The organism is Methylophilus methylotrophus DSM 46235 = ATCC 53528 (assembly GCF_000378225.1).
In the GTDB taxonomy this organism is placed as follows: domain Bacteria; phylum Pseudomonadota; class Gammaproteobacteria; order Burkholderiales; family Methylophilaceae; genus Methylophilus; species Methylophilus methylotrophus.
The window spans coordinates 65,458-91,687 of the sequence record NZ_KB905146.1; the positions used below are offsets into that span (position 1 = coordinate 65,458).

Sequence of the window (26,230 nt, forward strand, 5' to 3'; positions counted from 1 at the left end):
CTTGACCTTATTTCTGGCAGTCTTATTTTCAGGCACCACCACGTGGCATGCGCAATGCAAAACCATTCGGGTAGCGCAAATCGGCATAACGCCAGTCACTTTCTGCGATACTTGCCTGCTGGCGGTAAGCCGCTACAAACTGCTGTAATCGCTGCTTGGCCGCTTCACGGCCCAGCATCATTTGTCGGCCATCTGCTGTTCTAATCTCCCAGGCGCGGCGTGAAGACAGGCTCAGCTGCTGGATTTCCAGCGGTGTCCCTGACAGCATTTGGGCAAAACTGGCGTAGCCCTGTGCCACTTCCTTGACGGCATCTCCTGGACCATAAAATGTCGGCAACTGCGAATCAGACGCGGCCTGGAACAACTCGCCGTGGCGGTTGACCAGGGCAACCCCACCCCAGCGTCCCAGTGCCTGATGTTCCTCAATCTGCACCACTATCGTGTCCGGCCATTGGCGACGTACACTCACCTTGCGTGCCCACGGCAATTTCTCAAACGCAATGCGCGTACGTTGCAAGTCCAGCGTATAAAAATTACCTTTGAGGTACTTGCTGACGATCAACTGGATCTGTTCGTGATTGACGTGATCCAGGTTACCTTCCACCTGCACCTGCTTGACCGGGAAGATAGGCAGGTGCAACACCACAAACAATAAGGCGTAGAGCAGCATCACCACTGCCAGTGAAAACAGCAGGTTGGCAATCCAGTTCAGCAATGTTGGCCTATCCCACATAGCTTCAATCGTCCTCTTTAAACGTTACCCAGTGTTTGTTGCAAAATCCGGATGACCAGGGCATCAAAATCCATGCCGGCCGTTTTAGCGGCCATCGGCACCAGGCTGTGGTCTGTCATACCCGGGCTGGTATTCACTTCCAGGAAGTAATGCTTACCCGCGTCATCCATCAAAAAGTCCACACGTCCCCAGCCTTTACAGCCCAAAACCTTGAAAGCTTGCAAAGCCTCGGACTGAATCAGTCTTTCCTGCTCGGCAGACAGGCCACATGGGCACAAATACTCGGTGTCATCGCGCAGGTACTTGGCTTCGTAATCGTAATATTCGTTTTTAGGCACAATGCGCACGATAGGCAACGCAATTTCACCCAGAATGCCGACCGTATATTCGCCACCGCCAACAAACTGCTCGGCAATCACCAACGGGTCAGACTGCTTTGCCAGGTTGTAGGCGGCCATCAAATCGCCTGCCTGCTTGACCTTGCTCACGCCTATACTCGAGCCCTCGTTGGCCGGTTTCACAAACAAGGGTAAACCCAGTGCCGTCACCACATTCTCGGCGTGTGTGCTGACATCCATGAGGACGTAGTTAGGGGTAGTCACGCCCGCGGCCGTCCACAACAGCTTGGTGCGCCATTTGTCCATCCCCAACGCAGACGCCATCACGCCACTACCGGTGTAAGGGATGTCCATCAGCTCCAGTGCGCCCTGGATGGTGCCGTCTTCACCATAGCGGCCATGCAAGGCGATAAAGGCGCGGTCGTAGGCTTTCAACGCAGACAAATCCTGCGTGGCCGGGTCAAATGCATGCGCATCCACGCCCTGGCGCTGCAATGCCGCCAGCACGGCAGAACCGCTTTTGAGCGACACTTCCCGCTCGCCGGAGCGACCACCAAACAACACCGCTACCTTGCCAAATTGAAACTGACTTGCACTCATGCTTGTAAAACACCTTCCCCGATCACTTTGACTTCCTGTACCAATGCCACGCCTTGTTTGGCAAGCACTGTGCTTTTCACCTGGTTTATCAAGGCTTCAATATCTGCCGCGCTGGCATGCCCCAAATTCACAATAAAATTGGCATGCTTTTCCGACACCTGCGCACCACCAATGGTGAGTCCCTTCAAGCCTGAGGCTTCAATCAGGCGGGCGGCGAAATCGCCTTCAGGATTCCTGAAGGTGGAACCGGCGCTCGGCATATTCAGCGGCTGGCTCGCCAGGCGTTTTGCCAGCAACTGTTTAATCTGCTCGGCAGAGGCTTTGCCATCCCCGGCAGGCACTGCAAACCAGCCGCCCAAAAACCACTCATCAGCTGCCGGATGGGTCACATGCCGATAACTGGGTTGGTATTCTGCTTTCATGCGCGTTTGCACTACGCCTGCACGGTTAATCGTTTTCACTTCACTGACCCACTGCCAGGTTTCGCCACCATAACAACCGGCATTCATGGCCAACGCGCCACCCACGGTGCCGGGAATGCCGGCCATAAATTCAGCCCCGGCGCGGTTTTGGCTGGCAGCAAACCTTGCCAGCTTGGCGCAGGTCACGCCGGCATCGGCATATATACGTTCTCCTTGCATTTCCAGTGCCTGCAAGGCCTGGTGCATCACGACCACTGTTCCGCGCACTCCACCATCACGCACCAGCAAATTGCTGCCCAGGCCAATAAACGTCAGCGGTTCACTGGCAGATAATTGCTCTAGAAATTGCTGCAAATGTTCTACGCTATCGGCCAGTACCAGGCGATCGGCCGGGCCACCCACGCGCCAGCTGGTATACCGGGCCAACGGTTCGTTATTCAGCACTTGCAAGCCTGTCATTTTTAATCCTGAAGCATTCATGTACTGGCCAGCTCCCTGGTTTTAGCCGCTACACTACCGATATTGCCGGCCCCCATCACCACAACGACATCACCAGGCTGTACGCTGTCCAGAATGGTGGCGGGCAATTCATCTGTGGTTTCCACAAAGCGCGGCTCAATCTTGCCGTTGACGCGGATGGCGCGGATCAGGCTGCGCGTATCTGCCGCCACAATCGGCGCTTCGCCAGCGGCGTAGACTTCCGTCAGCAACAAGGCATCCACGGTGGAGAGCACTTTGACGAAGTCTTCAAAGCAGTCACGCGTGCGGGTATAGCGGTGTGGCTGGAAAGCCAGCACCAGGCGGCGACCTGGAAATGCTCCGCGCGCTGCCGCAATCACCGCCTGCATTTCAATCGGGTGGTGGCCATAATCATCCACCAGCGTGAAGTGGCCGCCATTGACCGGGATTTCACCATAGCGCTCAAAACGGCGGCCTACGCCCCTGAATTCAGCCAGGGCCTTGAGGATGGCTGCATCCGGCACATTGAGTTCGGTGGCAATCGCAATCGCAGCCAGGGCATTCAACACATAGTGATGGCCAGGCAGATTCAGGGTGATGTCATTACGCAGGGTTTTGCCGTTTTTACGCACCAGCGTGAAATGCATCTTGCCGTGATCGGCCACGATATTTTCTGCCCGGATTGCGGCCTCTTCATGCGTACCGTAAGTGGTCACCGGGCGGGTCACACGTGGCAGAATCTCGCGCACATTGGCATCGTCTATGCATAGCACGGCCATTCCCCAGAATGGGATCTGCTGCAAGAACTCCACAAACGCTGTTTTGAGCTTGTCAAAACTATGCTCATAGGTGTCCATGTGGTCTTGGTCAATATTGGTCACCACGGCCAGGATGGGTGTCAGGTGCAAGAAAGAAGCATCTGATTCGTCGGCTTCCACCACGATCCATTCACCGGTGCCCAAACGTGCATTAGCACTGGCGGCTTCCAGCTTGCCGCCAATCACAAAAGTCGGGTCCATGTCTGCCTCGGCCAGAATGCTGGCGATCAGGCTGGTCGTGGTCGTTTTGCCGTGCGTCCCAGCCACGGCAATCCCCTGTTTGAAGCGCATGAGTTCAGCCAGCATCACAGCGCGCGGGATGACCGGCACCTTACGTGCACGGGCAGCCATAATTTCCGGGTTTTCTTCATTAATGGCACTGGAAACCACCACCACATCTGCGTCACTCAAATACTCGGTCGCGTGCCCTTGGTAAACGGTGGCACCAAAGCCTTGCAGGCGTTTGGTGGTTGCATTGCTGGCAAGATCAGACCCACTCACCTCAAAACCGAGGTTAAGTAACACTTCGGCAATGCCGCTCATGCCTGAGCCGCCTATGCCGATAAAGTGGATTTTTTTGACTTTATGTTTCATGCTACTTTTCCTATCGCCAGCTGCTGGCAAATCTCTGCGACCTGTTGCGTGGCTTGCGGCCTGGCCAAGGCGCGCGCTTTCTTTGCCATCTCCAGGCATGTGCTGCGATCTATTGCTTTTAAGGTATTTGCCAGTTGGGTCACGTCCAGGTCACGCTGCTGGATCAGCAACGCCGCTCCTGCCTGCTGCAAATATGCCGCATTGGTCGTCTGGTGGTCGTCCACCGCAAACGGGAACGGCACCAGGATGCTGGCAGCACCTACATTGGCCAGTTCTGCCACCGTCAAGGCGCCCGCGCGGCAGATCACCAGATCCGCCCATGCATAGACTTCTGCCATGTCATGGATAAAAGCACGGCAATCCGCCGCCACGCCCGCCTCTGCATAATTCTTTTTAAGCGCTTCAATCTGCTTCTCACCGGCTTGGTGAATAATGTGCGGACGCGTATTCACTGGCAATTGCGCAAATGCCTGTGGCAACAAGGTATTCAATGCCACTGCACCCAGGCTGCCACCGACCACCAATACCCTAAACACGCCATGATGCTCAGCAAAACGCTGTTCAGGTGCTGGCAAGGTGGTGATGGCTTCACGCACCGGATTGCCCACCATTTCGCCTTTTGCCCCGAGGGCATCAGGAAAACCTGTCAACACCCGGTGAGCAATTTTTGCCAGCACTTTATTGGTCAGTCCAGCAATCGAATTCTGTTCATGAATCACCAGCGGCACCCCTGCCAGTTTGGCCATCACGCCACCTGGAAACGCCGCAAAACCACCCATGCCTAATACCACATGCGGTTGATACTGCTTGATCGCCGTCCGTGCTTGAGAAAATGCACGCGCCAGTTTGACTGGCAATGTCACCCAGCCTATGAAGCCTTTACCGCGCACGCCTTGCATAGTCATCATGGCTTTTTCATAGGGCTTTTCGGCAATCAGGCGGTTTTCCATGCCGCCCTCGGTCGCTAGCCAGATGATCTGCCAACCCTGCGCATGCAAAGCATCAGCCACCGCAATGGCAGGATACACATGGCCACCGGTGCCGCCCGCCATCACCATCAATGTGTACTGGCGGCTCATGTCTGCAAACCTTTTTGGAGCCGTCTATTTTCAAAATCAATACGCAATAGCACTGAAAGTGCAATGCAATTAGCGAGAATACCGCTGCCGCCATAAGACAGCAGTGGCAGGGTCAAGCCTTTGGTCGGCAGCAAACCCATATTCACGCCCATATTGATAAAACCCTGCACCCCCATCCACACACCAATGCCCTGGGCCAGTAAGGCAGAGTAATAACGCTCATTGGCGACGGCCTCTTTGGCAATGCTGAACGCGCGGATCACCAGCCAGGCGAATAACAGTACGACGACTAGCACGCCGACATACCCCAGCTCTTCGGCCACCACCGCCAGCAGGAAGTCGGTATGTGCTTCCGGCAGGTACAGTAGTTTTTCTACGCTGCCACCCAGACCCACACCCCAGAATTCGCCCCGGCCAAACGCGATCAAGGCATGCGACAACTGGTAACCGGTATCAAATGGGTCATCAAACGGGTTCAGGAACCCTTTCATACGTTCCAGGCGGTAGGGCTCCATCACGACCAGGCCAATCACTGCCAATGGCAGGGCGGCCAGCATGGCCAGGAATACTTTGAGGTTCACGCCACCCAGCCACATAATGGAAAACGCAATGGAGGCGGTCACGGCAAAAGCACCAAAATCCGGCTCTTTAAGCAGCAAGACACCGACAAACACCATGACGCCAAGCATGGGCAAAAAGCCTTTTTTAAAGCTGTGCATATTGCTGGCCTTGCGGACGGCGTAATCTGAGGCATACATGGCAATAAACAGCTTCATGAGTTCTGAAGGTTGCAGATTCATGACCAATAGCGAAATCCAGCGGCGACTGCCGTTCACCACCTTGCCAATGCCAGGGATCAGCACCAGGATGAGCAGCACAATGCCCATGATGAACAGGTAAGGCGACATCTTTTGCCACCAGGCCATGGGGATCTGGAACACAATCACAGCCGCGACCAGGCCCACCACGATATACAAGGCCTGGCGCACCAGGAAGTAAGTGCTGTTATGACCGAACATCTTGCTGGAATCAGCATAGGCAATTGATGCCGAATACACCATGACCATGCCGAACGCCAGCAGGGACAACACCACCCATAGCAACGACACATCGTAGCTGGGTGAGTTATAGCGCTCGCGGTTCATCATTAGCGGCCCAAGCATGCAGCCTCCAGTGCTTTCACAGCCTCAACAAACACCTGCGCCCGGTGTTCGTAATTGCGGAACATATCAAAACTGGCGCAGGCCGGTGATAACAATACGGCATCCCCTGCTTCCGCCAGGGTGTTGGCAATATGCACGGCGGCCGTTAAATCTACTGCATCCACCACCGGCACTTGCACGTGATGCAATATCTGCTGGATTTTCGGTCCATCGCGGCCAATGAGCACCACCGCCCTGGCGTGGTTCAACACCGCTTCACGCAACGGGCTAAAATCCTGGCCCTTGCCGTCACCGCCAGCAATCAGCACCACTTTTTGCGGTTTGCCCTGCTTGAGCATACCGCTGATGGCGGCACAGGTGGCACCGACATTGGTGCCTTTTGAGTCATCGTAAAAATCCACATCATCAATATTGGCCACCCATTCCACGCGGTGCGGCAAACCGGCAAAAGACTGCACCGTATGCAGGATAGAGACTTTGTCGATGCCGATGGCTTGTGTGAGTGCAATTGCCGCCAGCGCGTTGGCAATATTATGTTTGCCTCGGATTTGCAGGCTATCAGCTTCAATATAGTGCCGGTTGCCAGCACATAACCAGCCAGAATCATTGAGTCCGTAATCGTTGATGGTTGGCGAAGGGTTCACGCCAAAGGAGACTTGCGGCATCTGACCAGCCAGTACTGCACTTGCTGAATCATCACGATTCACGATGGCAATACGGGCATTCTGGTAAATGCGCGCCTTGGCTTGCCCGTAATCGTGCATGCCGTCATACCTGTCCATATGATCTTCTGACAGATTAAGGATAGTCGCAGCATCGACCTGTAAATTGTGGGTGGTTTCAAGCTGGAAGCTGGAGAGCTCAAGCACATACACATCAGGCGCCGTCATTTGCAAGGTGTCCAGCACCGGGAGGCCGATATTACCAGCGACAATCGTATTCAGGCCTGCCTGTTTGCAGATTTCGCCAACTAATGAGGTCACCGTCGTTTTTCCATTGGAGCCGGTAATGGCAATCACCTTGGCATACGGTGCGCGGAAGCGTGCAAACAATTCCACATCACCCACGACACTCTTGCCCTGTGCCATCAACTCGACAATGACAGGCTCTTTTAACGACACCCCCGGGCTAGCCACAATCAGGTCCATCACCGCCAATAAAGAGGGATTGAACGGACCAAGATGGTATTCCACATCTGGAAACTCTTCATGCAAGCGATCAAGGTTCGATGGATGCAGGCGCGAATCAAACATGACCACTTGCGCACCCATCTGGCGCAGCCAGCGCAACGCTGAGAAGCCGGTGTCACCCAGTCCCAGTACGGCTATACGCTGTTGTTCAAAGTGCTTTTTCATGTGTTGACCCAACGAATGATCCCGTGTGTTATCTCAGTTTCAGGGTGGATAAGCCCACCAGTACCAGCATCATGGTGATAATCCAGAAACGCACAACGACTTGTGTCTCTTTCCAGCCTTTTTGTTCATAGTGATGGTGCAATGGCGCCATCAGGAAAATGCGCTTGCCGGTACCGGTCATTTTTTTGGTGTACTTGAAATACAGCACCTGGGCAGCGACCGAGAAGGTTTCTACCACAAAGACGCCACCCATGATGAACAGCACGATTTCCTGGCGCACAATCACGGCCACCACGCCCAACGCAGCCCCTAATGCCAGGGCACCCACGTCTCCCATAAATACTTCTGCCGGATAGGCGTTAAACCAAAGGAAGCCAAGGCCTGCACCCGCCATGGCCGCACAAAATACCATCAACTCACTGGCACCAGCCACATATGGGATACCCAGATATTTGGAAAAAACTGCGTGACCGGCCACATAGGAGAAAATCGCCAGAGCACTCCCTACAAGCACCGTTGGTAGTGTCGCCAGGCCGTCCAGGCCATCGGTCAGGTTGACGGCATTGCTACTGCCCACAATCACCAGGTAGGTCAATACGATGAAACCCACGGCACCCAGTGGGAAGACCAGATGTTTGAAAAAGGGCACGATCAGCGTGGTTTCAACCGGCGTAGTGGCGGTGGCGTAGAGAAAACCGGCTACACCGAAACCGATCAGGCTTTGCCAGAAATATTTTTCCTTGGCAGACAAACCCTTAGGATTTTTGTAAACGACCTTACGGTAATCATCGACCCAACCCACCGCACCAAAACCCAATGTAGTAACCAGTACGACCCAGACAAAACGGTTATGCAGATTGCCCCACAACAAGGTAGAAATAGCGATAGCCACCAAGATCAGTGCGCCCCCCATGGTCGGCGTCCCAGCCTTGACCAAATGTGTCTGCGGTCCATCATCGCGCACGGACTGACCAACCTTGTATTCCGTCAGCTTGCGTATCATGCCAGGCCCGACCAGGAATGAAATTGCCAGTGCAGTCAGTGTCGCCAGGACGGCACGCAAGGTGATGTAATTGAATACATGAAATCCATGGATATCTACTGCCAGCCATTTCGCCAGTTCAAGTAACATAAGCCTCCCTATTTCCCCACTGATTCAGTGGTTTGTGACCCAACCAAGGCATTGACCACACGCTCCATTTGCATAAAGCGTGAGCCCTTCACCAACACCACGTCATTTGTTGTTATTTCTGCCTGCAAGGCAGCCACCAGATCCTCTACGGAGGCAAAGTGTCGCGCTGATCCGCCAAAGGCTTGCACCGCTGCCTGCGTCAAATTACCCAAGGCATACATCCTGCCTATGCCACTGTCTTTGGCATAACGGCCAATTTGCGCATGCATGGCCTCGGCATCTGTGCCCAACTCACCCATATCACCCATAACAAACACCGTGTTTGCGCCTGCGTTTTTCAATACATCCAACGCCGCTTTCATGGAGTCCGGATTCGCGTTGTAAGTGTCGTCTATCAGTGTTGCTCCAGTAGCGGCTGTTTTCTGCTGCAATCGCCCCTTCACGCCGCCAAATCCCTGCAAGCCCTGCGTCACTTCAGCCAGGCTAGCGCCAGCAGCCAGGCTGGCTGCTGCGGCTGCCAACGCATTCATGATGTTATGTGTGCCAGGCACAGCCAGCGTCAATTTCGCCTCTTCACCCTGGTAATGCAGTTTGAAAGTTGACGCCACATCCAATACTTCACCTCGCACATCAGCAGCAGGGTGCAAGCCAAATGTCAGCACCTTGCGCCCGGCATTCAATCCACGCCAGTAGTCAGCAAACTCGCTATCAGCATTGATTACCGCAACACCGTCATGACCCAAGCCGGCAAAAATCTCACCTTTGGCCTTGGCGATATTTTCACGTGAGCCAAGCTCACCAATATGCGCCGTTCCGGCATTGTTAATCACCGCGACATCTGGCCGCGCCAGACGCGTCAGGTAATCAATCTCGCCCAGGTGGTTCATGCCCATTTCGATCACGGCACAACGGTGCGCCGGGCGTAAACGCAACAAGGTCAGTGGCATGCCGATGTCGTTATTAAAATTACCGGCAGTGGCTAGTACATTGTCCGCACCACCGACATGCACCTGCATAATGGCGCTGATCATTTCCTTGGTGGTGGTTTTACCATTACTCCCAGTCACAGCAATCAGCGGCAATGCGCGTTGCTGACGCCACCAGCTGGATAATTGGCCCAATGCCAGACGCGTATCTTTCACCAGCACGGTCGGTAAATCAGTTTCAACAGGCTTGCTCACCAGCGCAGCCACCGCACCCTGCACAGCGACCTGCGGCAGGAAATCGTGACCATCAAACTTTTCGCCAGGCAAGGCAACAAATAGCTGTCCCGGTTGCACGCGGCGGCTATCGGTGTCGACCGAAGTCACAACGACGTCACCTCCCTGCAGGATGCCTTGCAATACCTCAGCGATTGTCTGTAGCGAGATCATGCTGACACCTTCTGACTGAATGTATTCTGATTCAATGCACTTTTTTTCAATGCGTTTTGCACCCACTCGGCATCACTGAACGGATAGCGAATCCCCTGGATTTCCTGATAGTCCTCGTGGCCTTTACCAGCAACCAACACCACATCTCCTTTTGCTGCCTGGCTGATGGCAAGTGCAATCGCTTTGGCCCTGTCTGTTTCTATTTCCATATCCCGCGTCATGCCCTCTGCAATGGCGGCAATAATCGCGTAGGGATTCTCAGAGCGCGGATTGTCGTTGGTTACAATCACGGTATCAGCCAGTTCGTCGGCAATACGGCCCATTTCACTGCGTTTGCCCGCATCGCGGTCACCGCCACAACCGAATACGCAGAGCAATCTGCCACGTGCCTGGATACGCAAAGTGTGTAAAGCCTTTTCCAATGCGTCTGGCGTGTGTGCATAATCGACCACTACCAGCGGTAAATCCCCCCCACCAAACATCTGCATACGACCAGCGACTGGGACCAGGCCAGAGACTGCCTGCAACGCCGCTGGCAAAGCCACATCATGCGCAAGCAGGCTGGTCAGCACTGCCAGCGCGTTATACACATTGAACTGCCCCAGGGCATGCAACTGGATATCGCCACGGCCTTGCGCCGTGCGCACCTGGATTTCAAAACCCGTGGCATGCATGGTAACGGCAGTAGCACAGACATCAGCTTCCTGGTGCAAGCCGTAACTCAACACTTTTTTGCCCTGCTTGCGCAGCGCATCTATCAAGCTCAGGCCAAAGGTATCGTCCGCATTAACGACAGAAGCAGAGAGGGTTTGCCAGTCAAACAGTTTGCGTTTGGCTGCTTGGTATGCCTCCATTGTCTGGTGGTAATCAAGGTGGTCACGCGTCAGGTTAGTGAACACTGCCACATCAAAAGCAACGCCATTGACTCGCCCCTGATCCAAGCCATGTGAAGACACCTCCATCGCCACCATGCGTACTTCATCCAGTACGAAGGTGGCCAGCAACTTTTGTAATTCCACCGGCCCTGGCGTGGTGTTCTGGGTTGGCTGCAAGTCATCCAGTGCTCCGTTACCCAACGTGCCAATCACGGCCGATTTCTGCTGAAGGAAGCGGTAGGCTTGCGCCAACCAGTGGGTGACTGTTGTTTTACCGTTAGTGCCCGTGACGCCCACGCACCACAGCTGTTCGGAAGGATCCTTATAAAACTGGCTGGCAATATGCCCAACTTGCGACTTGAGGTCAGGGATGGCGATATTGTGCACCGTCCATTCCGGGTTCCAGTCAAACCCCTGGCTGTCCCAGATCACGGTATTCACCCCTTTGGCGATGGCGTCTTCAATATAGTCACGGCCATCGCTGTGCTGGCCCGGGTAGGCCAGGAACAAGCCATGCTTTTCCACCTGGCGGCTATCTGCCGTAATGCCGTGCACGGGCGCTGGAATAATGTATTTACTCACATCGCCTCCTTCACTTCGGCCGCATCGGCAGGGGTTGCGATTGGCAATGCATTGCCATCCTGCGGAATCACCAGCATACGCAACACATCGTTCATGACCGCACTAAACACCGGCGCAGCCACGCTGCCGCCGTAATATTCGCCATTGCTAGGCTCATCTATCATCACCGCCATGATCAGGCGTGGATTGGAAGCCGGCACCATACCGACAAAGGAACCCACGTATTTATCATGCTCATATCCACTCGCACCCAACTTGTGCGCTGTTCCTGTCTTACCTGCCACGCGATAACCTGTGACTTGCGCTTTCAGTGCGGTACCACCCGGTTGCACCACGAGTTCCAGCATATCCTTGACTGCGTTGGCAACCTTGGCTGAGAACACCTGGCGCCCCACTGGCGGCTCAGGCAGCTTGGTCAGCGTGACGGGCAATAGCTCACCCTCATTGGCAAACACGGTGTAGGCGCGCGCCAATTGCAGCAAGGTCACGCTGATACCGTGGCCGTAAGACATGGTGGCCTGCTCAATCGGGCGCCAGGTTTTGTAATCGCGCACCTTGCCAGAAGCCTCTCCCGGGAAGCCAATTTTGGTGGGTGTGCCAAAACCCAGTTGTACATAGGTATTCCACAACTGCTCGCGATTCAGGTCGAGCGCCATTTTGGCCGAACCGACGTTGGATGACTTTTGAATCACTTGCGACACGCTTAACACCTGATTCGGGTGTGCGTCGTGTATGGTCGCCGAGCCTATGCGCAGGTAACCTGGTGCCGTCTGGATCTTGGTATCCGGCTGGTAAGGGCCGAACTCCATGGCCGCTGCTGCGGTCACCGGCTTCATGGTCGAGCCTGGCTCAAAAATATTGACGATGGCAGAGTTGCGCAATTTGCTAGCAACATTGACTGGATTGTTCGGGTTGTAAGTAGGTATATTGACCAAGGCCAAGACTTCGCCCGTTTTGGCATCAAGCACCACGGCAGCACCTGCCTTGGCCTTGTGCTTTTCAACTGCGCGGGACAATTCACGGTGGACCACATATTGCACGGTCCGGTCTATGCTCAATACCAGGTCCTGGCCATCATGCGGTAGTTTCACCGCAACCAGGTCTTCCACGACATGCCCCTTGCGGTCACGCACAAAGTCGCGTTTGCCTGGCGTGCCAGACAGCACATTGTTGCGGTACAGCTCCATGCCTTCCACGCCTGTGTCATCGACACCCGTGAAACCGACGATATGCGCCGCCACTTCTGCCGCAGGGTAGAAGCGTTTGTATTCTTTCTGACTGAATACGCCGGGCACTTTCATTGCCATCACCTGTTTTGCCACATCGGGCGCCACTCTCCGTTTGATATACACAAATTCTTTTTTCTTTTGCTGCACTTTTTGCTGCAGCTCCTTTGCTGGCATGTCCAGCAATTTAGCCATCTGTTTCAGTTGAACCGGCGATATTTGCACGTCGGTCGGGTTCACCCATAACGACTCCACCGGCAGGCTGATGGCCAATGGCTTGAAGTGTCGGTCATAAATCTTGCCTCTATGCGGCATCAGCACTACTTTGCGCCGCGAAAACGCTTCACCCTTTTTAATCAGGTAATCCTTATGCAGGGTTTGCAGGTAGAACCCGCGCCCCAGCAACAGGCCAAAACTCAACAACAGCAACACCAGCAGCGTCCTGCGACGCCAGGCTGGCAGCTTGACCAGCTTGTGTTGACTCTCTTTAAGCAGCATGACCATTTCAGTGCAACAACTTCCACCTACGGTGCAGACGGAACATCCACCATAATCACCTGCGTTTGCTGCATGCTTGGGCTATGCATATGCAAACGCGTGGTGGCGAACTCTTCCAGCCGCGAATGCATGGCCCAGGTACTTTGCTCAATCTGCAGTTGGTCGTATTCGGTCATGTACTGCTTGGTCAACATTTCCTGTCTGTCCAGCTCAAAATACAATTTGCGCGCCTTGTATTGCGCTGTGACCACCCCCAGTGCCATGGCGATGGTCAATGCAAACAAGATCAAATTCAGGCGCAACATGCATGCCCCCTATTGCACACTGGTGCGCTCAGCTACACGCAGCACCGCGCTACGCGAACGCACATTGGCCGTCACTTCTGCCTTGCCGGGCTTGATGGCTTTGCCTACAGCAATCAAACGCGGCTGTGGCAAATCCTTGGCGCGCACGGGCAACCCGGCTGGCAGGTTGTCCCTATCCGCCTCAGACTGGATAAAGCGTTTGACGATACGGTCTTCCAGCGAATGGAAACTGATCACCGCCAAGCGGCCTTGCGGACGCAGTAAACGCAAACAATCCGGCAGCACTAGCGAGAGTTCCTCAAGCTCTTGATTGACGAAAATCCGTAGAGCCTGAAATGTGCGCGTTGCAGGGTTCTGGCCCGGCTCAACCTTTGGGATGGCGCTTGCCACGACCTTGGCAAGTTGTCCCGTCGTGGTGACGGCACGCCCATCTTCGCGCTCCTTAACAATCGCCCTTGCAACCTGCTTAGCAAACCGTTCTTCACCATAATCCTTAATTACCTCCACCAATTTTTTTTCTGGCATTTCAACCAACCACTCCGCCGCAGTCTTACCCCGGCTTTGATCCATACGCATATCCAGCGGCCCGTCAAAACGGAAACTGAACCCACGCTCACCTTCATCAATCTGCGGCGACGAAATGCCCAAATCTAGCAAAATGCCATCCACCGCCTGCACACCCTGCTCAGCCAAGACCGTGGTCATGGACGAAAAATGCGCGTGCACCATGCTAAAACGCGCATCTGCAATCGCTTGCCCATGCGCCACCGCCGCCAGGTCGCGATCCAGCGCGATCAAACGGCCCTGACTACCCAACCTGGAAAGTATGAGGCGGCTGTGTCCACCCCGGCCAAAGGTACCATCGACATACACACCATCCGCTTTCACATTCAAGGCTTCCACGGCCTCATGCAACAACACGGTGATATGACTGGCGGCGACTGGTGACACTGACGTTTCCGTCAAGGACGCGGGCGCTGGCTTCGCGCCCCGCGTCATAGCGAGAATCCTTCTAGCTCTTGCGGGATCTGTAATTGATCAGCCGCCATCAGGCTTTCTAATTGCTGATCCCATGCAGCAACATCCCATAACTCAAAATGACTACCTTGCCCGACCATCATCACATCCTTGTCGAGCTTGGCAAACTTGCGCAGTACGGCATTCACCAGCAAACGACCGGCAGAGTCCAGATGCATCACATCTGCCTGACCCACGATCATGCGTTGAATACCACTGGTTTGAGGATTAAAACTGGACAAACTGGTCAGCTTGGTTTCAATCGGCTCCCAAGCCGCTTGTGGATACAGAATCAGGCAACGATGCGGGTGTGCAGTTAGCACCACCTCTCCTTGGCCACCTGCGGTCAGGGCGTCCCTATGCTTGGCCGGTACACTGAGCCGCCCTTTCGCATCCAAACTTAACTGTACCGCCCCGCGAAACATGATTTATTGTTCCTACCCACCTGTTTTTGAGAAAAATGGTATAAATTTCCCACAAATCAACACAAAACCACCCTTTTGCACACTATAGTTAAAAAAAAAGTGCTTGGCAAGCACTTTGGTGAAAAAATCCCTTTTAAAGACAATGACTTATGCTGTTTTAACAAAGCAATTTAAATCAACACATTGGCGCAACCAATACACAAAGTTGTTTAATAAAAATAGCTATCCCATTGAAAATATTGAATAATTAAAAAACGTTACTTTTTGATGATTTTTCCGGCATCAAACAAGTGCTATTCGGTCAAATCTTTTACCATTTTCATAAGTAGCCATACACAAATCCATATGTCCCGCAGATTGAAATTTTTACTGGCTGGCACCATCATTCTGATTACCATGGAGTGGCGAACCTTGCTTTATTACGTATTACCGCCACCAGACTTCAGCCAGGGCAAAGTGGTGCTGTATGCCACCGACTGGTGCCCTTATTGCGAAAAAACCAGAACCCTCCTTGAACAGCGGCACATTCCTTACAAGGAATACAATATAGAATCGTCAGAGGAGGGCCGCCATCAATACAAGCAGCTCGCGGGAAAGGGTGTTCCGGTGCTATTGGTTGATGGTGAAGTGGTGCGTGGATATCACGAGAAAAGAATGGTTGCAGTGCTGAATCAGTGGCAAGCCAGACAACACAACAAAACAGTCAAAGAGAAATAAGCGAACCGGCAAGAGGATGATGGAGACAATCGGGTAGCCATAGCCATTCATCCATGACAGGCATTACTTACGCACCCTTGCTGGCAGCCAACTGAATCTCACAATGGCATCAGGTATTGATATCCGAAGAGACCACTTAAACAGCTCATTTATTTGGAAAACGCCGAAGCGGATCACGGCGTTTTCCTTCGTATGCATTCAGCAAGCTAAAATAGGCACAGCAGCATTACTGCCCTGTACCACTTTTAAGAAGATCGGTATTAAAACCGAACACCTTACCCGCCCAGATAAACACCACCCACACCAGCACGCCAAAGGGCAAAAGTGGCATTTCAGCATATATATGAGTCACATTCACATAAGGGATATCGTATATCCAGTAATTCGGGTTGGTCACAGGCAATGCTGGATGTGCACCATCATAGTTCCAAACCTCCCAGAAAAATCCGTTGAACAATGAGCTGAGCGCCATCAGCAGGACAGGACTCCAATTGCCATTAGCGAGATCAGTAAACGGTGTCCAGATACCCCGCATCATCAATATATCAGCGATGCCTATCAGTGGCGCGATCCACATGGCCCAGAACAAAGGATAAGGCCAGAACGGTACGGCGGCAAACAACACAAAACTCAAATACAACATTGGCTTTGCCGGGAGCGCAAGTGCGGGGCCTGTAAATAACGACCTGCGATCTTAGGGAAAGTATTGAGCAAGGTATACCACTCAACAATAAAACATCCCCATGATAAAACTCACCGCTTTTTTATTAATCAATAAGCAAACTATACAAGAAAGTCACCCCATCCCCCAGTTTAACCAATCATCGCCCCTCCAATCTGAACGACCCAGATTTTCAAAGCGGCAGGCTTATCGGAAGTCAACCAATGGCAAAAACAGGCAACATTGCATGGTCTGATTGAGATTAAGAAGAGTCTTATAAAAAGATTGTAAGATGAGAGAAAACAAAGCCAACCGGTAAGCCGGGTTCTGTAACTACTTGCGTAGCTGACAGTCATTCCTCTAGGCGTGCAATTACTCACACGCTCAAGCTATCTACCCGCTGGCAGCGCGAGCCACGCCTTATGTCTTGCGACAAATGCCAGCCTATTTGATATTGCTGCAGATGGAGGTTACCGCGTTTCACCGTAACTTAATACGCTCGTCTCTGTGGCCCTATTCCTCGCCTTATACTGTTACCAGCTTTCAGCGTACGGCCGTTAGCCGTCATCCCGCTCTGTGCAGCCCGGACTTTCCTCCCCCTGCTTGCACAGGCGGCGACTGTCTGGTTGGCTTCAAGCGGCATTTTAACACGAAGCAAAAAAGACTTGCCCGAGCATTCCCTAACGAATTAAACTCGACCGGGCGCTTCTATGAATTCAAATTGCTAAGCTAGCCTTGGCGTGATTAAAAAATTTAGACACCGCATATAGCTGATATGGCAGAAGAAGTTTTTTTATGAGCAAGGCCGTATTGCGACGGAATCTGAATTTATAGAAGTGCCTATCTCTATGTTTTACATGGATATATTTAAACAACTCGCGCTTGCGTTAACCACGCCCGTCATCGCAGGCGTCACGATTGATATTTTACTGTTTCCTGCCGTCGACTTTTTTGAAATGCAGCAACGCGCAGTTCACTTCATGATCGATGAGACGGATATTCCCGTGGCGTCTATTGATGACCTGATATCGCTCAAAGAAGCCGGGGGCAGAGCGATCGATTTAAGCGACATTGAGCATTTGAAACGTTTAAAAGGGTATCGTCGTGAAAGACACATTCAAGCGGGAAGACAGAACATCCTATGTTAGCGATGAGCGCCTGGCTGCATTTAAGGCATTGACACCAGCACAACGCCTGGCCTGGGTCGAACAGATGGCCGCTTTCTTGCGCAAAGCGGCCATCGCCAGATCACATCAGCAATTGGCTCAACCTACTCATATAAAAACCACATGATGACACAAGAAAAACCCGGCCAACTTGACCCTTCCTGGCAAGCCGTACTCGGCGCAGAATTTGATAAGCCTTATATGCAGTCGCTCAAGGCATTTTTGCAGCAGGAGAAGGCCGCGGGCAAAACCATCTTTCCACCAGGTCCGTTGATTTTCAATGCCTTTAATCACACGCCTTTCAATCAAGTACGCGTGGTGATTATAGGCCAGGACCCTTACCACGGCCCTGGTCAGGCACATGGCCTGAGTTTCTCTGTCCAGGCTGGGGTTGCATTACCACCCTCTCTGGTCAATATTTTTAAAGAGATTCAATCAGATTTAGGCATACGCATGAGTGGTAACGGCGATTTAACATCTTGGGCAGATCAGGGCGTATTGCTACTCAATGCCACGTTAACGGTGCAGATGGCTAACGCTGGTTCACACCAGAATCGCGGCTGGGAGACCTTTACTGATGCGGCGATTGCCGCCCTCAATGCGCAACGCGAGGGCTTGGTATTTGTGCTATGGGGCAGCTATGCACAAAAAAAAGGGGCCATGATAGACCCCAGCAAACATCTGATTTTAAAGTCGGTGCACCCTTCACCACTCTCCGCGCACCGAGGTTTCTTTGGTACGCGACAGTTTTCAAAAATCAATGAATATTTGGTTTCGCATGGGCAAACACCTATCAACTGGCAACTTTAAACCAGCTTCCACGCCACTGTTTGCCCTGCGCGCAATGGCACCAGTACATCGCCTGCAAACGGAATACTTTCAGCCACTAGCCAGTTTTCCTTACGTAAGGTGATTTTGTCAGTATTGCGTGGCAAGTTGTAAAAGTCTGGACCATAGAAACTGGCAAAGCCTTCGAGCTTATCCAGTGCGCCAGCTTCTTCAAATGCCTCGGCATACAATTCGATCGCCGCATGCGCCGTATACATGCCCGCACAACCACAGCTGGCTTCCTTGGCAGACTTAGGATGAGGCGCACTGTCCGTGCCTAAAAAGAATTTACCGGAATCTGAAGTTGCGGCTTTCAACAGCGCCTGCCTATGGATTTCGCGCTTGAGTACTGGCAAACAATAGTGGTGCGGCCGGATACCACCTGTAAACATCGCATTGCGGTTCATGAGCAAATGATGGGCAGTGATGGTTGCCGCCAAATTTGCCGGCCCGGCGGCCACAAATTCGGCCGCATCCTGTGTGGTAATGTGTTCAAACACCACCTTGAGCCCAGGAAAGTCTTTTAACAGCGGCTGCAAATGACGCTCGATAAATACCTTTTCGCGGTCAAACACATCCACATCACCATCAGTCACTTCACCATGAATCAGTAGCGGCATGCCTTGCTTTTCCATCTCTGCCAGCGCACTAGCGCATTTATGCAAACTGGTCACACCAGAATCGCTATTGGTGGTCGCACCGGCAGGATACAGTTTGACCGCATGTACGATACCGCTGGCGCGGGCTGCCGTAATCTCCTGTGCTGGCGTGTTGTCAGTCAAATATAAAGTCATGAGTGGCTCAAAAACCAGCCCTACTGGCAACGCCTGCTGGATGCGCTGGTAATAGGCAAGCGCAGCTTCGGCAGTAGTCACGGGCGGACGTAAATTGGGCATCACAATGGCACGCGCAAACTGTCTGGCCGTATCCGGCAATACAGCCTTCAGGCCGTCACCATCGCGCAGGTGCAAGTGCCAGTCATCGGGGCGGATCAGGGTTAATTCAGTGGTCATTCATCGCTACCTTTTTGTGAGTTTTCAGCCTTGTGCGCAAGGGCTGCTTCATATAATTCGTTTTTTTTGTGACCGGTGATATCGGTTGCCAACGCTACAGCCTGTTTAAGTGGAAGCTCTTGCAACAGTCGACGCAAAATCCTGACCGTCTCATCATCCAAGCCTTGAGCCTTTTCCTGGGTATCAGGATGTACCAACAGCACAAACTCCCCACGCTGCTGGTTGGGGTCGGACTTCAACCAATCTAGCGCGTCAGTCAACAGGCAGGTGTGTATGGTTTCAAAGGTTTTGGTCAGCTCACGTGCCAGTGTCAGCTGCCGTGCGCCACCCAGCACATCATGCAAGTCTTGCACACACTCCACAATTCGGTGAGGTGCCTCATAAAAAACCAGGGTTGCCGGCATCGGCTTCAGCGTTTGCAACCGCTTGCGCCGCTGCGAACCACTGGCTGGCAAAAACCCCTCAAAATAAAAACCAGGCTGTGTGATCCCTGCTGCAGACAACGCAGTAATCACTGCACTTGCACCCGGCACTGGCACTACCTTGATTCCCGCCTGCCGCACCGCCTGCACCACCACTGCCCCTGGGTCGCTTACTGCGGGCGTTCCCGCATCCGTCACCAGCGCGATGGACTCACCAGCCAGCAAGCGCTTGATCAAACCCTGTGCCGATTGCTGCTCATTGTGCTCATGTACCGCCAGCAAAGGTTTGCTGATACCGAAATGCCGCAACAGGCCCACGCTGTGGCGCGTATCTTCGGCGGCAATCGCATCCACTTGCTGCAAGGTAGCGAGGGCGCGCTGGGTCACGTCGCCCAGATTGCCGATGGGCGTTGCCACTACATATAATATGCCTGCTTCATTCATTTCATTATTTTAAGGCATCGTGCTGGTTTCGCTAAGTAATAAAATAACTCCGGCAAACTCAAGACCATGAAACTTAACCAGAATAACCAGGGGTTGGCGGCAGAAAAGGCGGCGGCATTATTTCTGCAGCAGCAAGGCTTGTCTTTACTTGCGCAAAACTATAGTTGTCGTTATGGGGAGATAGACCTGATTATGCGAGAAAGCAAAACGCTGGTCTTTGTAGAAGTCCGCTTACGTACTCATCGCGGATTTACCAGCGCGGCCGACAGCATAGACCAGCGCAAACAACAAAAACTGATCCGGGTTGCGCAATTTTATTTACAAAGCCACGACCTGAATATGCCATGCCGCTTTGATGCCATCCTGTTTGATAACAGCGAATACCAGTCTCCAAACTGGATTCGTAATGCAATAGACACATAAAAAGCGTAGAATTTTATTTATTACCTGCTGTCACACCCAACATCTTTACTTTTTCTCACAGATCTAGGAAGTTTCATGACCCAAAAAAAATTCACTGGTAAAATCTCCGCTATCGCCTTGTTACTGATCAGCACCCAATTGAGCGGTTGCTTTCCAGCCGTCGTTGGTGGCGCGGCAGCTGGAGGTGCAATGGCAGCAGACCGCCGCACTTCAGGCATTTATGTAGAAGATGAAAACATTGAATTAAAAACATTGAAACGCCTGTCGCAATATATGGATAAGGCCTCGCATATCAATGTAACCAGCTATAACCGCATTGTTTTATTGACAGGCGAGGTGCCTAACGAGGGTCAGCGTACGCAGGCGGAAACACTGACAAAGGAAATCTCCAGTGTCCGCAACATCCATAACGGCCTAACCATAGGCCCGGCTTCTTCCATCGGCGATCGCAGTAATGATACCTACCTGACCACCAAGGTAAAAGCTCGCTTTGTCAGTGAAAACCTGTTCCCGGCCAATGTGGTAAAAGTGGTGACCGAAGCCAGCGTGGTATACCTCATGGGCATCGTGTCTGGAAAAGAGGCCAATGACGCGGTGGAAATCGCCAGAACGACAGAAGGCGTGAGCAAAGTCGTCAAGGTATTTGAATACACCAATTAACTATCAACTACATTCTCAAGGAATTTGAATGGAAAATCAGGAAATCATCATCCAGGGCATTACACTGGCTGGCAAGCCTTTCCGCCCTAGCGACTGGGTGGACCGTATGTGCAGCACTTACGCTTCATTTGGCGATGACAAGAAATTGCGCTACTCGCCTTACCTCAAGCCCAAACTGGTGAATAACGTACGCAGCCTGTCCGTGGACATGAAATTAAAGGATGTTAATCCGGCTGGTTTTGAGCAATTAATGCAATTTGCCAAAGAAAACCAGCTCAGCGTGATTAATCCGGCTGGTGAAGCCGTCACCATTTAGTTTCAGCATCATTTGGACGCTGACGCGGCCTCCTTGAGCAAGGTTTCCAACCACTCTCTACTCAAGGCGCCGCGTTTTACTTTATAAAGCGAGCCATCTGGGGCATAAATATAGGTCGTCGGCAACACCTCAGGGTGCAATAGTGCGCTTTTTTGAGCATCCCCCAGGATGATGGGATAAGAAATGAGCATATCGTCGACATAATCACGCACCGACCGCTCCGTTTTATATTGCACTGCCACGCCAAGAACGATGGCATCATGCCTGGCATGCGCATCATGAAATGTTACCAGGTCAGGCATCTCTTGCAGGCAGGGCGGACACCACGGTGCCCAATAATTCAAGATCACCCATCGCCCCTTGTACTGGGATAGCTGGTGGGTATGACCAGCCATATCCTGCATGACCCAGCTCAGGCCCGCCGCTAAGCACGGATTGGGCCGTAACAAGCAGGCAACTAGCGCCAACGTGCCAAATAGGCATAAGAGCTGGCAGCTCCTCTTGTTTTTATCCAAAATATTCCCCATATTGAATAACGTAGACGGAAAAAACTTGATTATGCTGGAAAACTGTTGCTATACTAGCCTTATCCCGTTTGGTAATTTCACCTTTCAGCAAATTACTCATCCAAACAAAAATTAGCCACACATTCAGAATTTTTCTGTTTAAATCCAGTCTACATTTGATTTAAATCCTTTACCTCTCTTAAGAGGCAATAATGAGCGACAACATTACCCATTTAAGCGACGCCAGCTTTGAACAAGAAGTATTGCAATCCACGATTCCGGTACTGGTTGATTACTGGGCTGAATGGTGCGGACCTTGTAAAATGATTGCGCCTATTCTGGACGACATCAGCAAAGAATACGCTGGCCGCCTGAAGGTCGCCAAATTGAATATTGATGACAACCAGAACACCCCGCCAAAATATGGTATTCGTGGCATTCCAACCCTGATGTTGTTTAAAAACGGTAATGTTGAAGCCACCAAAGTTGGCGCATTGTCCAAGTCTCAACTCAGCGCGTTTATTGATAGCAACATTTAATTCTCTTGCCCGGTTTCCAGTCTGCGAAACCGGGTTTTCTTTTCAATCTCTCCGGCGTTTCTCAGTCTAGCGAGTTACTCATGCACTTATCCGACCTCAAACATCTTCCCGTGACCGAACTGGTCGAAATGGCAATTGCCAATGACATTGAAAATGCCAGCCGCATGCGCAAGCAGGATCTTATTTTTGCGATCCTCAAAAACAAGGCAAAAAAAGGTGACAGCATTTTTGGTGATGGCACACTGGAGGTGTTACCGGACGGATTTGGCTTCCTGCGATCCCCGGACACTTCTTACCTGGCGGGTCCAGACGACATTTACGTGTCACCTTCGCAGATTCGCCGCTTTAACCTGCATACCGGTGACAGTATCCAGGGCGAGATTCGCACCCCTAAGGATGGTGAGCGTTATTTCGCACTGGTAAAAGTCGATAGCGTTAACGGCGAAGCACCTGAAAACACTAAGCATAAAATTCTGTTTGAGAACCTGACGCCGCTGTTCCCTACCGTGCCGCTGACACTGGAACGTGACATCCGCGGGGAGGAAAACATCACCAGCCGGGTCATTGACATGATTGCGCCGATTGGTCGAGGCCAGCGTGCCTTACTGGTCGCCAGCCCCAAAAGCGGTAAAACGGTTATGTTGCAAAATATTGCACATGCGATTACCGCCAACCATCCCGACTGTGTCCTGATCGTATTGCTGATTGACGAACGTCCGGAAGAAGTGACAGAAATGACACGCTCCGTACGTGGCGAAGTGGTGGCATCTACGTTTGACGAACCGGCAACCCGTCACGTGCAAGTGGCTGAAATGGTGCTGGAAAAGGCCAAGCGCCTGGTGGAGCACAAAAAAGATGTGGTGATCCTGCTTGACTCCATTACCCGTCTGGCCCGTGCTTACAACACGGTGATTCCATCTTCCGGCAAGGTCCTGACCGGCGGTGTGGATGCCAATGCACTGCAGAAACCAAAACGTTTCTTCGGTGCGGCACGTAACGTGGAAGAAGGTGGTTCATTAACCATTATTGCCACGGCCCTGGTGGATACCGGCTCACGGATGGATGACGTGATCTACGAAGAATTCAAGGGTACCGGCAACATGGAAATCCACCTGGATAGACGCATGGCCGAGAAACGGATTTACCCAGCCATCAACGTCAACAAGTCAGGCACCCGCCGCGAAGAGTTGTTGCTGGACAAAGATGTACTGCAAAAAATATGGGTTCTGCGCAAATTGCTTTACCCCATGGACGACCTCGAAGCGATGGAGTTCTTGCTCGACAAGATCAAAGGCACCAAGAGCAACAACGATTTCTTTGACAGCATGCGTCGGGGCTAAACCGCAGACGGCTGCAATTATTTATCGCTTTACTATTGATAAATCTATCAAAATCATAGATAATCGCGCGTTTACTGCAACTGCTTAAGATTAGAGAGAAAGCATGAAAGCTGATATTCACCCAAATTACCCGGAAATCAACGTCACATGTAGCTGTGGCAACAAATTCAAAACCCGCTCTACAAACGGTAAAGACCTGAACATTGAAGTATGTTCACAGTGCCACCCGTTCTACACCGGCAAACAAAAGATCGTCGATACTGCTGGTCGCGTTGAGAAATTCCGCCAAAAATACGGCATGTAATTTCGGCACAGTATGTACAGAAAGGCAGCATGGCTGCCTTTTTTGTTTTATCTGCAGCTGTTCGCTCTGGGCGCATACGCTTTGCGCTAATATATAACAACCGTATCATGCGTTTTATTCTGCGACTCGAATTCAAACATGCAGTTTTATATTGATCACGACTGGCAAGAAAACATGGCCACTCCCCGCGCGAAGGTGGGTGAGCGAGCAAAAACACATTTATTGATTTTGCTATGTGCCATCTGGCTTTGTGTGGGCCTGGTCGGCCATTCACCCTGGAAACCTTTCGAGTCCCAGTCAGCCAGCATCATTCAAAATCTGATCAACCACCCTTTTTTATCTCTTGATAGCTGGACTAATGGCTATTGGATTGCCCCAACTTCTGCCGGGCATCCGTTTCTGGAAACACCCCCATTATTTTATTGGGCAGCAACCGGCTTTGCTCATCTGCTCTCTCCGCTGCTTCCCACCCACGATGCAGCGCGTCTCAGCGTAGGCCTGTGGATGCTTTTGACACTGATCATGACCGGACTCAGTGGACGTGAGTTATGGAATCTGGGGGTAGGCCGCCAGACCAATTTTATTTTTATCGGCTGCCTGGGATTGGTAGTCAGCGCACACACCATGATGCCAGCTGTCGCTGCATTGAGTGGCATCACCATGGCGTTTTATGCGCTGGCGCTGGCCATGCGCAAGCCTATGCGGGCCATGTGGTTATTGTGCACCGGATTATTAGTCGCCTTTCTCTCCGGTGGCGTTGTGCCAACACTGATGATTGTGTTGTCCGTCAGCTGCCTTCTATTACTGCCCTCCATTCGCCAGCAAAAAACTGCATCCCGGGCTATGATCATTGGCACCATTCTGGCCTTACCAGGCATCTACTTATGGTGCTGGCTCTGCCAGCAATGGGCGCCTGGACTGTGGCACGCCTGGTGGGAAACACAATGGCAGGTTCAGTGGCCCAGCAATCATGGCTATTTTCTGAGAACACTGGCGTGGTATGCGTGGCCAGCGCTGCCATTTGCCATGTGGGGCATATGGCGCTTCAGGCATTCTGTGCTGAGCACTTACCGCTTCCAGCTGGGGCTAATTTTTTTTGGGATTGCCTTTATCCTGATTGGTTTTTTAAGTGATCGCAGCGAAGTCAGTGCTTTACCGTTACTGGTTCCCTTGACGGTGTTGGCAGCAGGCAGCATAGAAACACTTAAACGTGGCGCAGCTGGCGCATTGAACTGGTTCGGACTCATCCTGTTTGGCATCCTGATCGCCATCGCCTGGATTGGCTGGTGGGCGATGCTCAACGGCACACCGGTCAGGTTTTACCAACGTTTAAGCTACCTATCTGGTCTGCAAACTATCCCTTTCAGCCTCCTATATGGAGCGATTGCCGTTGCAGTGACGCTGATCTGGCTCTCCATTGTCTTGCGTTCCAAGCACTCCAACCGGTCCAGTGCCACCAATTGGGCCATCGGCATGACTTGCGCATGGACGGTGTTCATGAGTTTATGGCTGCCGATGATAGAAGCCGCACGTACCTACCAGCCATTGTTTGAAGACCTGCGCAAACACTTGCCTGCGCATTACAATTGTATCCACGCCCAAAACATTGGCGCTTCACAGGCGGACCTGCTGCACTATCATGCCGGCATAAGATTGAATTACCATATACCGAACAACCCCACGCACTGCAATTTGTACCTGATTGAAGATCAGCCCGGGAAACGCCACGCATTACCCGGTGAAGGTTGGCAAGTAATCTGGGAAGGTGAGCAAACCCGTCAAAACAAGGAATCTTTCAGGCTGCTTCAACACCGCTAACAGATTATGAATGCTAGAAGTGATTAAGGCTGTATGTAGCTAGGTAATAACAGCCTTGCTGCGATAATTGCTTATTGTT

Annotated in this window: 28 protein-coding genes and 1 other RNA gene; 10 read left to right on the top strand and 19 right to left on the bottom strand. The window is 52.2% G+C overall.

Going from position 1 to position 26,230, the window contains the following annotated elements:
- Positions 1-28 precede the first annotated feature (28 nt).
- Genes F463_RS0112120 through mraZ form a run of 14 tightly spaced genes read right to left on the bottom strand, consistent with a single transcriptional unit; the run spans position 29 to position 14,994 of the window.
- Positions 29-733, bottom strand: a complete 705-nt coding sequence (locus F463_RS0112120; protein WP_018987365.1) for a cell division protein FtsQ/DivIB — start codon at positions 731-733, stop codon at positions 29-31.
- A 17-nt stretch (positions 734-750) separates the two neighbouring features.
- Positions 751-1,671 carry a D-alanine--D-alanine ligase gene (locus F463_RS0112125; RefSeq protein ID WP_018987366.1) on the bottom strand — a complete coding sequence of 307 codons (921 nt, stop codon included), beginning with the start codon at positions 1,669-1,671 and terminating at the stop codon, positions 751-753.
- Positions 1,668-2,573: a UDP-N-acetylmuramate dehydrogenase gene (murB, locus tag F463_RS0112130; RefSeq protein ID WP_018987367.1), complete on the bottom strand. Its 906-nt coding sequence runs from the start codon at positions 2,571-2,573 to the stop codon at positions 1,668-1,670. Before murB ends, F463_RS0112125 begins: the two co-directional genes overlap by 4 nt.
- On the bottom strand, positions 2,570-3,964 hold the full coding sequence (gene murC, locus F463_RS0112135; RefSeq protein WP_018987368.1) for a UDP-N-acetylmuramate--L-alanine ligase: 1,395 nt from the start codon (positions 3,962-3,964) through the stop codon (positions 2,570-2,572). Before murC ends, murB begins: the two co-directional genes overlap by 4 nt.
- Positions 3,961-5,043 carry an undecaprenyldiphospho-muramoylpentapeptide beta-N-acetylglucosaminyltransferase gene (murG, locus tag F463_RS0112140; protein ID WP_018987369.1) on the bottom strand — a complete coding sequence of 361 codons (1,083 nt, stop codon included), beginning with the start codon at positions 5,041-5,043 and terminating at the stop codon, positions 3,961-3,963. Before murG ends, murC begins: the two co-directional genes overlap by 4 nt.
- Positions 5,040-6,206 carry a putative lipid II flippase FtsW gene (gene ftsW, locus F463_RS0112145; RefSeq protein WP_026295557.1) on the bottom strand — a complete coding sequence of 389 codons (1,167 nt, stop codon included), beginning with the start codon at positions 6,204-6,206 and terminating at the stop codon, positions 5,040-5,042. The genes murG and ftsW overlap by 4 nt, the downstream gene beginning before the upstream one ends.
- The gene (gene murD, locus F463_RS0112150) at positions 6,191-7,561 is read right to left on the bottom strand and encodes a UDP-N-acetylmuramoyl-L-alanine--D-glutamate ligase (RefSeq protein ID WP_018987371.1); all 1,371 of its coding nucleotides are present in this window, start codon (positions 7,559-7,561) and stop codon (positions 6,191-6,193) included. Before murD ends, ftsW begins: the two co-directional genes overlap by 16 nt.
- Before the next feature lie 28 nt (positions 7,562-7,589).
- Positions 7,590-8,693: a phospho-N-acetylmuramoyl-pentapeptide-transferase gene (mraY, locus tag F463_RS0112155; protein ID WP_018987372.1), complete on the bottom strand. Its 1,104-nt coding sequence runs from the start codon at positions 8,691-8,693 to the stop codon at positions 7,590-7,592.
- 8 nt (positions 8,694-8,701) lie between these two features.
- Positions 8,702-10,066 (bottom strand): UDP-N-acetylmuramoyl-tripeptide--D-alanyl-D-alanine ligase, encoded by a 1,365-nt coding sequence (locus tag F463_RS0112160; RefSeq protein ID WP_018987373.1) that lies wholly within the window; start codon positions 10,064-10,066, stop codon positions 8,702-8,704.
- Positions 10,063-11,523: a UDP-N-acetylmuramoyl-L-alanyl-D-glutamate--2,6-diaminopimelate ligase gene (locus tag F463_RS0112165; protein ID WP_018987374.1), complete on the bottom strand. Its 1,461-nt coding sequence runs from the start codon at positions 11,521-11,523 to the stop codon at positions 10,063-10,065. Before F463_RS0112165 ends, F463_RS0112160 begins: the two co-directional genes overlap by 4 nt.
- Positions 11,520-13,247 (bottom strand): peptidoglycan D,D-transpeptidase FtsI family protein, encoded by a 1,728-nt coding sequence (locus tag F463_RS0112170; protein ID WP_018987375.1) that lies wholly within the window; start codon positions 13,245-13,247, stop codon positions 11,520-11,522. The genes F463_RS0112165 and F463_RS0112170 overlap by 4 nt, the downstream gene beginning before the upstream one ends.
- Before the next feature lie 26 nt (positions 13,248-13,273).
- A complete protein-coding gene (gene ftsL / locus F463_RS0112175; RefSeq protein WP_018987376.1) occupies positions 13,274-13,552 on the bottom strand; it encodes a cell division protein FtsL in 279 nt (92 codons plus the stop codon).
- Between the two features lie 9 nt (positions 13,553-13,561).
- The gene (rsmH, locus tag F463_RS0112180) at positions 13,562-14,551 is read right to left on the bottom strand and encodes a 16S rRNA (cytosine(1402)-N(4))-methyltransferase RsmH (protein ID WP_018987377.1); all 990 of its coding nucleotides are present in this window, start codon (positions 14,549-14,551) and stop codon (positions 13,562-13,564) included.
- Positions 14,548-14,994, bottom strand: a complete 447-nt coding sequence (gene mraZ / locus F463_RS0112185) for a division/cell wall cluster transcriptional repressor MraZ (protein WP_018987378.1) — start codon at positions 14,992-14,994, stop codon at positions 14,548-14,550. The genes rsmH and mraZ overlap by 4 nt, the downstream gene beginning before the upstream one ends.
- A 345-nt stretch (positions 14,995-15,339) precedes the next feature.
- Between mraZ and F463_RS14400 the strand changes: the two genes are divergently transcribed.
- Entirely contained in the window at positions 15,340-15,711 is a 372-nt protein-coding gene (locus F463_RS14400) for a glutaredoxin family protein (RefSeq protein ID WP_245545237.1), read from the top strand.
- Positions 15,712-15,937: 226 nt separating this feature from the next.
- Here the strand turns inward: F463_RS14400 and F463_RS14525 are convergent, their stop codons facing one another.
- Together F463_RS14525 and rnpB are read right to left on the bottom strand one after the other, a co-directional pair.
- The gene (locus F463_RS14525; protein WP_018987380.1) at positions 15,938-16,354 is read right to left on the bottom strand and encodes a hypothetical protein; all 417 of its coding nucleotides are present in this window, start codon (positions 16,352-16,354) and stop codon (positions 15,938-15,940) included.
- A 318-nt stretch (positions 16,355-16,672) separates the two neighbouring features.
- Positions 16,673-17,006, bottom strand: an RNA gene (rnpB, locus tag F463_RS14645) — RNase P RNA component class A.
- A gap of 214 nt (positions 17,007-17,220) precedes the next feature.
- Here rnpB and F463_RS0112200 point away from each other — a divergent pair.
- Complete coding sequence (locus tag F463_RS0112200) at positions 17,221-17,520, top strand: hypothetical protein (protein ID WP_018987381.1); 300 nt, start codon at positions 17,221-17,223, stop codon at positions 17,518-17,520.
- Between the two features lie 144 nt (positions 17,521-17,664).
- Positions 17,665-18,348, top strand: a complete 684-nt coding sequence (gene ung / locus F463_RS0112210; protein WP_026295560.1) for a uracil-DNA glycosylase — start codon at positions 17,665-17,667, stop codon at positions 18,346-18,348.
- On the opposite strand, the gene pyrC is transcribed toward ung, so the two are convergent.
- Positions 18,345-19,379: a dihydroorotase gene (pyrC, locus tag F463_RS0112215; RefSeq protein ID WP_018987384.1), complete on the bottom strand. Its 1,035-nt coding sequence runs from the start codon at positions 19,377-19,379 to the stop codon at positions 18,345-18,347. The two genes, ung and pyrC, sit on opposite strands and share 4 nt — an antisense overlap.
- The gene (rsmI, locus tag F463_RS0112220) at positions 19,376-20,245 is read right to left on the bottom strand and encodes a 16S rRNA (cytidine(1402)-2'-O)-methyltransferase (RefSeq protein WP_018987385.1); all 870 of its coding nucleotides are present in this window, start codon (positions 20,243-20,245) and stop codon (positions 19,376-19,378) included. Before rsmI ends, pyrC begins: the two co-directional genes overlap by 4 nt.
- Before the next feature lie 66 nt (positions 20,246-20,311).
- Here rsmI and F463_RS0112225 point away from each other — a divergent pair, with 66 nt between their 5' ends.
- From F463_RS0112225 to F463_RS0112235, 3 genes are all read left to right on the top strand, one after another.
- Entirely contained in the window at positions 20,312-20,668 is a 357-nt protein-coding gene (locus tag F463_RS0112225; RefSeq protein WP_018987386.1) for a YraN family protein, read from the top strand.
- 75 nt (positions 20,669-20,743) lie between these two features.
- On the top strand, positions 20,744-21,328 hold the full coding sequence (locus F463_RS0112230; protein WP_018987387.1) for a BON domain-containing protein: 585 nt from the start codon (positions 20,744-20,746) through the stop codon (positions 21,326-21,328).
- A gap of 28 nt (positions 21,329-21,356) precedes the next feature.
- A complete protein-coding gene (locus F463_RS0112235) occupies positions 21,357-21,644 on the top strand; it encodes a DUF3579 domain-containing protein (protein WP_018987388.1) in 288 nt (95 codons plus the stop codon).
- 8 nt (positions 21,645-21,652) lie between these two features.
- Here F463_RS0112235 and F463_RS0112240 read toward each other — a convergent pair whose 3' ends face one another.
- On the bottom strand, positions 21,653-22,159 hold the full coding sequence (locus tag F463_RS0112240) for a TlpA family protein disulfide reductase (RefSeq protein ID WP_245545239.1): 507 nt from the start codon (positions 22,157-22,159) through the stop codon (positions 21,653-21,655).
- A gap of 203 nt (positions 22,160-22,362) precedes the next feature.
- On the opposite strand from F463_RS0112240, the gene trxA reads away from it, so the two are divergent.
- From trxA to F463_RS0112260, 4 genes are all read left to right on the top strand, one after another.
- Complete coding sequence (trxA, locus tag F463_RS0112245; protein WP_018987391.1) at positions 22,363-22,689, top strand: thioredoxin TrxA; 327 nt, start codon at positions 22,363-22,365, stop codon at positions 22,687-22,689.
- An 80-nt stretch (positions 22,690-22,769) separates the two neighbouring features.
- Complete coding sequence (gene rho / locus F463_RS0112250) at positions 22,770-24,029, top strand: transcription termination factor Rho (RefSeq protein WP_018987392.1); 1,260 nt, start codon at positions 22,770-22,772, stop codon at positions 24,027-24,029.
- Between the two features lie 103 nt (positions 24,030-24,132).
- Positions 24,133-24,333 carry a 50S ribosomal protein L31 gene (gene rpmE, locus F463_RS0112255; RefSeq protein WP_018987393.1) on the top strand — a complete coding sequence of 67 codons (201 nt, stop codon included), beginning with the start codon at positions 24,133-24,135 and terminating at the stop codon, positions 24,331-24,333.
- 138 nt (positions 24,334-24,471) lie between these two features.
- Positions 24,472-26,151, top strand: coding sequence for an ArnT family glycosyltransferase (locus F463_RS0112260; protein WP_018987394.1), 1,680 nt, complete (start codon positions 24,472-24,474; stop codon positions 26,149-26,151).
- Positions 26,152-26,230: the final 79 nt, after the last annotated feature.

What these genes read in the sequence shown, in the direction of transcription:
- F463_RS0112260 (WP_018987394.1), top strand. Translation starts at nt 24,472, where the DNA reads ATGCAGTTTTATATTGATCACGACTGGCAAGAAAACATGGCCACTCCC.
- F463_RS0112235 (WP_018987388.1), top strand. Translation starts at nt 21,357, where the DNA reads ATGGAAAATCAGGAAATCATCATCCAGGGCATTACACTGGCTGGCAAG.
- rsmH (WP_018987377.1), bottom strand. Translation starts at nt 14,551, where the DNA reads ATGACGCGGGGCGCGAAGCCAGCGCCCGCGTCCTTGACGGAAACGTCA.
- murG (WP_018987369.1), bottom strand. Translation starts at nt 5,043, where the DNA reads ATGAGCCGCCAGTACACATTGATGGTGATGGCGGGCGGCACCGGTGGC.
- rho (WP_018987392.1), top strand. Translation starts at nt 22,770, where the DNA reads ATGCACTTATCCGACCTCAAACATCTTCCCGTGACCGAACTGGTCGAA.
- murD (WP_018987371.1), bottom strand. Translation starts at nt 7,561, where the DNA reads ATGAAAAAGCACTTTGAACAACAGCGTATAGCCGTACTGGGACTGGGT.
- F463_RS0112120 (WP_018987365.1), bottom strand. Translation starts at nt 733, where the DNA reads ATGTGGGATAGGCCAACATTGCTGAACTGGATTGCCAACCTGCTGTTT.
- mraZ (WP_018987378.1), bottom strand. Translation starts at nt 14,994, where the DNA reads ATGTTTCGCGGGGCGGTACAGTTAAGTTTGGATGCGAAAGGGCGGCTC.
- F463_RS0112225 (WP_018987386.1), top strand. Translation starts at nt 20,312, where the DNA reads ATGAAACTTAACCAGAATAACCAGGGGTTGGCGGCAGAAAAGGCGGCG.
- F463_RS0112125 (WP_018987366.1), bottom strand. Translation starts at nt 1,671, where the DNA reads ATGAGTGCAAGTCAGTTTCAATTTGGCAAGGTAGCGGTGTTGTTTGGT.
- ung (WP_026295560.1), top strand. Translation starts at nt 17,665, where the DNA reads ATGACACAAGAAAAACCCGGCCAACTTGACCCTTCCTGGCAAGCCGTA.
- ftsW (WP_026295557.1), bottom strand. Translation starts at nt 6,206, where the DNA reads ATGCTTGGGCCGCTAATGATGAACCGCGAGCGCTATAACTCACCCAGC.
- F463_RS0112160 (WP_018987373.1), bottom strand. Translation starts at nt 10,066, where the DNA reads ATGATCTCGCTACAGACAATCGCTGAGGTATTGCAAGGCATCCTGCAG.
- F463_RS0112200 (WP_018987381.1), top strand. Translation starts at nt 17,221, where the DNA reads ATGTTTTACATGGATATATTTAAACAACTCGCGCTTGCGTTAACCACG.
- mraY (WP_018987372.1), bottom strand. Translation starts at nt 8,693, where the DNA reads ATGTTACTTGAACTGGCGAAATGGCTGGCAGTAGATATCCATGGATTT.
- F463_RS0112170 (WP_018987375.1), bottom strand. Translation starts at nt 13,247, where the DNA reads ATGCTGCTTAAAGAGAGTCAACACAAGCTGGTCAAGCTGCCAGCCTGG.
- F463_RS14525 (WP_018987380.1), bottom strand. Translation starts at nt 16,354, where the DNA reads ATGTTGTATTTGAGTTTTGTGTTGTTTGCCGCCGTACCGTTCTGGCCT.
- murC (WP_018987368.1), bottom strand. Translation starts at nt 3,964, where the DNA reads ATGAAACATAAAGTCAAAAAAATCCACTTTATCGGCATAGGCGGCTCA.
- murB (WP_018987367.1), bottom strand. Translation starts at nt 2,573, where the DNA reads ATGAATGCTTCAGGATTAAAAATGACAGGCTTGCAAGTGCTGAATAAC.
- rsmI (WP_018987385.1), bottom strand. Translation starts at nt 20,245, where the DNA reads ATGAATGAAGCAGGCATATTATATGTAGTGGCAACGCCCATCGGCAAT.
- ftsL (WP_018987376.1), bottom strand. Translation starts at nt 13,552, where the DNA reads ATGTTGCGCCTGAATTTGATCTTGTTTGCATTGACCATCGCCATGGCA.
- F463_RS14400 (WP_245545237.1), top strand. Translation starts at nt 15,340, where the DNA reads ATGTCCCGCAGATTGAAATTTTTACTGGCTGGCACCATCATTCTGATT.
- pyrC (WP_018987384.1), bottom strand. Translation starts at nt 19,379, where the DNA reads ATGACCACTGAATTAACCCTGATCCGCCCCGATGACTGGCACTTGCAC.
- rpmE (WP_018987393.1), top strand. Translation starts at nt 24,133, where the DNA reads ATGAAAGCTGATATTCACCCAAATTACCCGGAAATCAACGTCACATGT.
- trxA (WP_018987391.1), top strand. Translation starts at nt 22,363, where the DNA reads ATGAGCGACAACATTACCCATTTAAGCGACGCCAGCTTTGAACAAGAA.
- F463_RS0112230 (WP_018987387.1), top strand. Translation starts at nt 20,744, where the DNA reads ATGACCCAAAAAAAATTCACTGGTAAAATCTCCGCTATCGCCTTGTTA.